Origin of the sequence: Deinococcus sp., from assembly GCF_018260555.1 — a bacterium.
Taxonomy (GTDB): domain Bacteria; phylum Deinococcota; class Deinococci; order Deinococcales; family Deinococcaceae; genus Deinococcus.
On sequence record NZ_JAGLBB010000161.1, the window covers coordinates 1 to 641 of the forward strand.

At 59.6% G+C, this 641-nt stretch carries 1 protein-coding gene and 1 pseudogene; both read right to left on the reverse strand.

The genetic code is table 11. The features are described 5' to 3' along the window. A pseudogene (locus QZ271_RS14415) lies at nt 1–230 on the reverse strand (hypothetical protein); the annotation flags it as partial. Continuing rightward, nucleotides 227–379 (reverse strand): hypothetical protein, encoded by a 153-nt coding sequence (locus QZ271_RS14420; protein ID WP_291432634.1) that lies wholly within the window; start codon nt 377–379, stop codon nt 227–229. The gene QZ271_RS14420 and the pseudogene QZ271_RS14415, both read right to left, overlap by 4 nt. Between the last annotated feature and the right edge of the window lie 262 nt (nt 380–641).

Genomic DNA, 641 nt, shown 5'->3' on the forward strand with positions numbered 1-641 from the left:
TTCAGGTCAGACAGCGTATCCAGCGGCCAGGGTTCCCCCAGAGCAGCGGCGGCCAGGGCGTAATGCTGCGCGTTGGGGAGTCCGGTCAAACCCATAATCTTGTGCAGGGTACAGGCGCGGGCCTTGCCGATCACCGGAGTGGGCAATTCCAGCGGCGCAGGCGGCTCAGTATGTTCTTCGCTGAGCAGTTTGAAGTAACCATCACTCTTGGCCCACTCCAGCAAGCTCACGGCGCGAGAATGCCGTTGTGGTCGGCGCTGAGAGTGATGATGTGCGACCCCATGAACACGCTGGCACTCGGCCCGTCGCCCCAGCCACCGTAAAGGTCAACCTTCCAGGTGCGGGAGATGTTGCGGGCTTTGCTGTCTTGTTCTGTCATTTTCTACGCTCCTTACCCTTGTCCGGGGTGTTTACATATTATTCCTTTTAGAATGATATGTCAAGGGTTTTGAGCGATAGGGACAAAGAAAACAGAATCTCTCAAGGGTGGAAGTCACACCGCGCCCGCCCCTTCGGGCGTGCGTGTGCCGCCTCGCGGATTGCTGGGCCTTCCCTCCGTGACATCAGGGCGCGTATGTCCAGGGCCGCCGTTTACCCCGCGTTCTGCTTTTGCTGCTGTCAAGCGCGGCGCAGTCTGCCGC